This is a genomic window from Teichococcus deserti (assembly GCF_001982615.1).
GTDB lineage: Bacteria > Pseudomonadota > Alphaproteobacteria > Acetobacterales > Acetobacteraceae > Pseudoroseomonas > Pseudoroseomonas deserti.
In genome coordinates this window covers 1-5,525 of record NZ_MLCO01000368.1, presented here as the reverse complement: position 1 = coordinate 5,525, position 5,525 = coordinate 1, and the positions used below count along the sequence as shown (strand labels likewise).

General features: G+C 72.3%; 6 protein-coding genes. 3 read left to right on the top strand and 3 right to left on the bottom strand.

Going from position 1 to position 5,525, the window contains the following annotated elements:
* The first annotated feature begins 105 nt into the window (after positions 1-105).
* A complete protein-coding gene (locus BKE38_RS31070; RefSeq protein WP_076960345.1) occupies positions 106-1,176 on the top strand; it encodes a FecCD family ABC transporter permease in 1,071 nt (356 codons plus the stop codon).
* Positions 1,173-1,934, top strand: a complete 762-nt coding sequence (locus tag BKE38_RS31065; protein WP_076960344.1) for a heme ABC transporter ATP-binding protein — start codon at positions 1,173-1,175, stop codon at positions 1,932-1,934. Before BKE38_RS31070 ends, BKE38_RS31065 begins: the two co-directional genes overlap by 4 nt.
* A 6-nt stretch (positions 1,935-1,940) precedes the next feature.
* Here the strand turns inward: BKE38_RS31065 and comJ are convergent, their stop codons facing one another.
* The gene (gene comJ, locus BKE38_RS32500; protein ID WP_165694303.1) at positions 1,941-2,528 is read right to left on the bottom strand and encodes a competence protein ComJ; all 588 of its coding nucleotides are present in this window, start codon (positions 2,526-2,528) and stop codon (positions 1,941-1,943) included.
* 80 nt (positions 2,529-2,608) lie between these two features.
* On the opposite strand from comJ, the gene BKE38_RS32495 reads away from it, so the two are divergent.
* Positions 2,609-2,761, top strand: coding sequence for a hypothetical protein (locus BKE38_RS32495; RefSeq protein WP_165694302.1), 153 nt, complete (start codon positions 2,609-2,611; stop codon positions 2,759-2,761).
* 3 nt (positions 2,762-2,764) lie between these two features.
* Here the strand turns inward: BKE38_RS32495 and BKE38_RS32490 are convergent, their stop codons facing one another.
* On the bottom strand, positions 2,765-3,052 hold the full coding sequence (locus BKE38_RS32490; protein ID WP_076960342.1) for a hypothetical protein: 288 nt from the start codon (positions 3,050-3,052) through the stop codon (positions 2,765-2,767).
* A gap of 94 nt (positions 3,053-3,146) precedes the next feature.
* Positions 3,147-5,363, bottom strand: a complete 2,217-nt coding sequence (gene katG / locus BKE38_RS27325; protein WP_076960341.1) for a catalase/peroxidase HPI — start codon at positions 5,361-5,363, stop codon at positions 3,147-3,149.
* Positions 5,364-5,525: the final 162 nt, after the last annotated feature.

Genomic DNA, 5,525 nt, shown 5'->3' with positions numbered 1-5,525 from the left:
CCTTCGGCCCCCGCGCCCCCCTCGCCCGCCACGAGGTTTTTTCCCTGTTGCACCCGGGCGTGACCCTGCCCGCCTTGCCCGAGCGCGCCTGGTATCGCGGCTGACATGGCGCTCGGCCTGACCCTGCCGCGCGCTGCCGCCCGCCACCCCTTCGCCGCCGCGCTGCTGCTGGGGGTCTGCGCCTTGCTGGCGGCGCTGCTGGCCGGGCTGCTCTTCGGCCCGGCGGCGGTCAGCGCCCGCGCGGTGCTCGCCCTCGGGCTCGATGTCACCGGCCTCGCCCCGCTGCCCGCCGACCTGCAGCGGGAAGCCGCGGTGCTGACCGTCATCCGACTGCCGCGCGCCCTGCTGGCCGCCATGATCGGCGCCGGGCTGGGTGCCGCCGGCGCCGTCATGCAGGGGCTGTTCCGCAACCCGTTGGCCGATCCCGGGCTGATCGGCGTCTCCGCCGGGGCCGGCCTCGGCGCGGTCGCCAGCATCGTCTTCGCCGGGCCCCTGCTGGCGCTGGCCGGCGGCAAGCTGGGCCTCTGGCTGATGCCGCTGGCGGCCTTCGCCGGCGGCCTCGGCGCCACGCTGCTGATCACCCGCCTGGCGCAGCGCGAAGGCGCGACCGCGGTGGCCACCCTGCTGCTGGCCGGCGTCGCCGTGAACGCGCTGGCCGCGGCGCTCACCGGCCTGCTGATCTTCATGGCCGATGAGCGCCAGGCCCGCGACATCACCTTCTGGACGCTGGGCAGCATCGCCGGCGCGCGCTGGTCGCAGCTGCCGGTGGTCATCGCCCTGGTCCTGGCCCCGACGCTCGCCCTGCTGCGCCTGGCCCGCCCGCTGAACGCCCTGGTGCTCGGCGAGGCCGAGGCCTTCCACCTGGGCCTGAAGGTCGAGCGGGTGAAGCGGCAGGCGACGGTCCTGGCCGCCATCGCCGTCTCGGCCGGGGTGGCCTTCACCGGGCTGATCGGCTTCGTGGGTCTCGTCGTGCCGCATCTGGTGCGGCTGGCGGGCGGCGCCGACCACCGGCTGGTGCTGCCGCTCTCGGCGCTGCTGGGGGCGGCGCTGCTGGTGCTGGCCGACCTCGTCGCGCGGTCGCTGGCGGCGCCGGCCGAGCTGCCCGTGGGCGTGGTCACCGCGCTGCTTGGCGCGCCCTTCTTCCTGTGGCTGCTGCGCCGGGGGGGCGCCTCGTGATCCGCCTGGCGGCGGCGACGCTGTGCCGCAGCGGCCGGGTGCTGCTCGACCGTGTCTCCCTGGCGCTATCCCCCGGCGAGGTGCTGGCCATCGTCGGCCCCAATGGCGCCGGCAAGTCGAGCCTGATGAAGCTCTGCACCGGCGAATTCCTGCCCCAAGAGGGCCACGCCGCCTTCGAGGGGCGTGACCTGTCGGCCTGGGATCCGCTGGAGCTCGCCCGCCGCCGCGCCGTGGTCAGCCAGAAGGTGGCGCTGACCTTCCCGATGCGCGCCGTCGAGGTCGCGGGCCTCGGCCGCCTGCCCTGGCACGGCACCCCCGCGATGCGCCGCGACCGCGCCGCCGTCGCCGAGGCCCTGTCCCGCGCCGGGGTCTCGGCGCTGGCCCAGCGTCCCTATGCCCTGCTCTCCGGCGGCGAGCAGCAGCGCGTGCAGATCGCCCGCGCTTTGGCGCAGCTCGAGGCCATGCCGCGCCCCGCCGCCCTGCTGCTGGACGAGCCCACCGCCAGCCTCGACCCCGGCCACCGCGCCAGCCTGCTGCGCCTGCTGCGCGCCCTGGCCGCGGAAGGCGTCGCCATCGCCATCGTGCTGCACGACCTGAACGAGGCGCGTTTCGTCGCCGACCGGGTCGCGCTGCTGGCGGAAGGACGCCTGCTGGCCGAGGGCGCGCCGGATGACGTGCTGACGCCGGGGCTTCTCGGCCAAGTCTATGGCGTCGGCTTCCGCGCGGTCGAAGGCGGCGGGCTGCTGGCGGAGTATTGAGGCGGCTCAGGCCGTCTCGGCATCCTCGCGCAGCACCCGGTCGACCTGCACCCCGCCCCCCGCGCGCAGGATCGCGAAGGACGGGTCCGCCGTGGGGATCAGCGTCACCTCGAGGAGGTCGCTGTATTCCCCGCTCTCCGTCTCGCCATCGAGCTCCAAGGTCCAGCGCCCCTCGCCCGGCCGGACCGTAAAGATCAGCGCGTAGCGGTCGAGCGGGATTTCCACCTCTTCCGCCTCGAAGACCGAGCCGATCGAAAGCGGGCCTGCCGTGACCTCGAAGGGCACCCGCACGCAGGAAAGGCAATCCGCCGGCACCGCGTGCTCTTCGACGATCTCGACCCGGACCCGGCAGATCTCCGCATGCTCCGGCACCGCCAGGCTGACCAGACCCTCCGACCAGGCGAAGCCCTGGCGCAGGTGGTCCTCCTCCCAGCGATGGCCGGGGCGCTCGACCGTCGGCAGGTGGATGATGACCTGGCTGTGGCTGACGGCGAGGTCGAAGGACCGGGGCAGATCGGCATCCATGGCAGGGTCATGCCCGAGGCCGGCGGCGCCGTCCACCACGCCGCCATCGACCGGCGCGATCAACATCATCCTCTCGAGGGCGCCGGGCCGGCCGCGAGAGGCTCCCGCCCGTCGCCCCGCCGGCAGAGGCCGTCGACAGGAGCAGCGCCATGACCGACCCGCCGAAGCCCCGGCAGGACACCCCGCCGCCGCCGGCCGGGGCCGAGCTGCCCGGCGCGGCGCTCGACCAGATCGCCGGCGGGGCGTCGAACATGCCCCAGTTCGGCAACCAGTCCGGCCCGAAGCCCCGGCCGGGTCACTGACCGCTACTCCAGCCCCAGCAGCCAGCGTCCCAGCGGCACCGCCCGCACCTCCGCCCCCGGCAGGTCGCGGGCCAGGGCGGCCTGGTTCTGCCGGATCCAGCGGCGGCAGCTGAGCTCGCAGTCGAAGGTCTCGAATTCGTCGCGGGTCACCGCCCGCGTGCGGCTGTCCACCAGGTAGCGGGCGCCGCGGCGGCAGCCGGGGGCGGCCGCCCAGTCGCGCCGTGGCGAGACCACGGCCGGCACCCAGTAGTCGCGCGCCGGGTCCAGCCGGTCGACGTCGCGCCTGTGCATTCCTCCTGTCCTCCCCGTTCTTCTTCGTTGTGGGCAGGCAAGTCAGCAGAAAGCCGGCCCGCCCCATCGGGGGCGGGCCGAACCGAAGGAGAAGTCAGGCGCGCAGGTCGTAGCGGTCGGCGTTCATCACCTTCACCCAGGCGGCGACGAAGTCGTCGACGAACTTCTTCTCCGCATCCGAGGCCGCATAGACCTCCGACAGCGCCCGCAGCTGCGAGTTGGAGCCGAAGACCAGGTCGGTCCGCGTCGCCGTCCATTTCTGCTGGTGCGTCCGCCGGTCGGTGCCGGCGAAGCTCTCATCGGCCGCGCCGTCCACCAGCTTCCAGGCGGTGTTCATGTCCAGCAGGTTGACGAAGAAGTCGTTGGTCAGCTGGCCGGGACGCTCGGTCAGCACGCCATGCTTCTCGCCGTTGTGGTTGGCGCCCAGCACGCGCAGGCCGCCGACCAGCACCGTCATCTCCGGCGCCGACAGGCCCAGCAGCTGGGCGCGGTCCAGCAGCAGCTCCTCGGTGGGCACGTTGAAGGGCACCTGCAGGTAGTTGCGGAAGCCATCCGCCTTCGGCTCGAGGACAGACATGTTCTCGACGTCGGTCTGCGCGGCGGTGGCGTCGGTGCGGCCGGGGGCGAAGGGCACGCGCACCGCATGGCCGGCCGCCTTCGCCGCCTGCTCCACCGCCGCCGAGCCGCCGAGCACGATCAGGTCGGCGATCGAGACCTTCTTGCCGCCCTTGGCCGAAGCGTCGAAGCCCGCCTTGATGTCCTCATAGACGGCAAGCACCTTGGCCAGCCGGTCCGGCTGGTTGACGTCCCAGTCCTTCTGCGGCGCCAGGCGGATGCGCGCGCCATTGGCGCCGCCGCGATGGTCCGAGCCGCGGAAGGTCGCGGCCGAGGCCCAGGCGGTGGCCACCAGCTCGGCGGTGCTCAGCCCCGAGGCCAGGATCTGCTTTTCCAGCGCCGCGACATCCGCCGCGTCGATGGCGGCGTAATCGGCCTTGGGGATCGGGTCCTGCCAGATCAGGTCCTCGGCCGGCACCTCGGGGCCCAGGTAGCGGACCTTCGGCCCCATGTCGCGATGGCACAGCTTGAACCAGGCGCGGGCGAAGGCATCGGCAAACTTCGCAGGATCGGCGCGGAAGCTTTCGGAAATCTTCCGATAGGCCGGGTCCTCGCGCATCGCCATGTCGGCCGTGGTCATCATGGTCGGCAGGCGGCGGTCCGGGCTGTGCGCGCCGGGCGCCATGTCCTCGGGCTTCTGGTTCACCGGCTGCCATTGCTGCGCGCCGGCCGGGCTGCGCACCAGCTCGTATTCGTAATCGAGCAGCATGTGGAAATAGCCGTTGTCCCACCTGGTCGGATCGGGCGTCCAGGCGCCCTCCAGCCCGCTGGTGATGGTATGATCGCCGAAGCCGCTCTCATGCCCGCTCTGCCAGCCGAGGCCCTGCTGGGCGATGTCCGAGCCCTCCGGGTCGGAGCCGACCTTCGAGGCATCGCCGGCGCCGTGGCATTTGCCGAAGGTGTGGCCGCCGGCGGTCAGCGCCACCGTCTCCTCGTCATTCATGCCCATCCGGGCGAAGGTCTCGCGGATGTCGCGGCCCGACTGCACCGGGTCGGGCACGCCGCCCGGGCCTTCCGGATTGACGTAGATCAGCCCCATCTGGATGGCGGCCAGCGGGCTTTCCAGCACCATCTCCTTCGCCGGGTCGATGCGGGTCTGGCCCAGCCATTCCTCCTCGGTGCCCCAGTAGATGTCCTTCTCGGGCTCGAAGATGTCCTCGCGGCCGCCGCCGAAGCCGAAGGTCGGGCCGCCCATGGATTCGATGGCGACATTGCCGGTCAGGATCAGCAGGTCGGCCCAGGACAGCTTGCGGCCGTATTTCTGCTTGATCGGCCAGAGCAGCCGCCGCGCCTTGTCCAGATTGGCGTTGTCCGGCCAGGAATTCAGCGGCGCGAAGCGCTGCGAGCCCGAGGACGACCCGCCGCGCCCGTCGCCGGTGCGGTAGGTGCCGGCGCTGTGCCAGGCCATGCGGATGAAGAAGGGGCCGTAATGCCCGTAATCGGCTGGCCACCAGGGCTGGCTGTCGGTCATCAGCGCGGTCAGGTCGCGCTTCACCGCGGCATAGTCGAGGGAGAGGAATTCCTTCCGGTAGTCGAAGTCATCCCCCATCGGGTTCCCGGTCAGGCCCTTCTGGTGGAGGATGTCGAGGGATAGCTGGTTCGGCCACCAGTCGCGGTTGGTGCGCCCCAGCAGCGCGCGGGTGGCGCCCGGCTTCTTCATCGGGCAGCCGAGCGGACCGGTCGCATTCGTGTCCATGTTGAAAAACCTCCCAGGGGTGTCTTCTGCGAACCCGCGGAGGGTAGAGGGGCCGGCGTCATCGGGGGAAACGATTTTTCCCGATCAGGAACATTGAGAAAATCGATTGCCCCCTCCCAGCCCCGCGCCGCGGGGCGGGGCCGCCGCCGCGCGGGGCTGGGA

Bases quoted from the DNA above. Each gene is read 5' to 3' on its own strand.
- BKE38_RS31070 (WP_076960345.1), top strand. From the start codon at position 106: ATGGCGCTCGGCCTGACCCTGCCGCGCGCTGCCGCCCGCCACCCCTTC.
- comJ (WP_165694303.1), bottom strand. From the start codon at position 2,528: ATGATGTTGATCGCGCCGGTCGATGGCGGCGTGGTGGACGGCGCCGCC.
- BKE38_RS32495 (WP_165694302.1), top strand. From the start codon at position 2,609: ATGACCGACCCGCCGAAGCCCCGGCAGGACACCCCGCCGCCGCCGGCC.
- BKE38_RS32490 (WP_076960342.1), bottom strand. From the start codon at position 3,052: ATGCACAGGCGCGACGTCGACCGGCTGGACCCGGCGCGCGACTACTGG.
- katG (WP_076960341.1), bottom strand. From the start codon at position 5,363: ATGGACACGAATGCGACCGGTCCGCTCGGCTGCCCGATGAAGAAGCCG.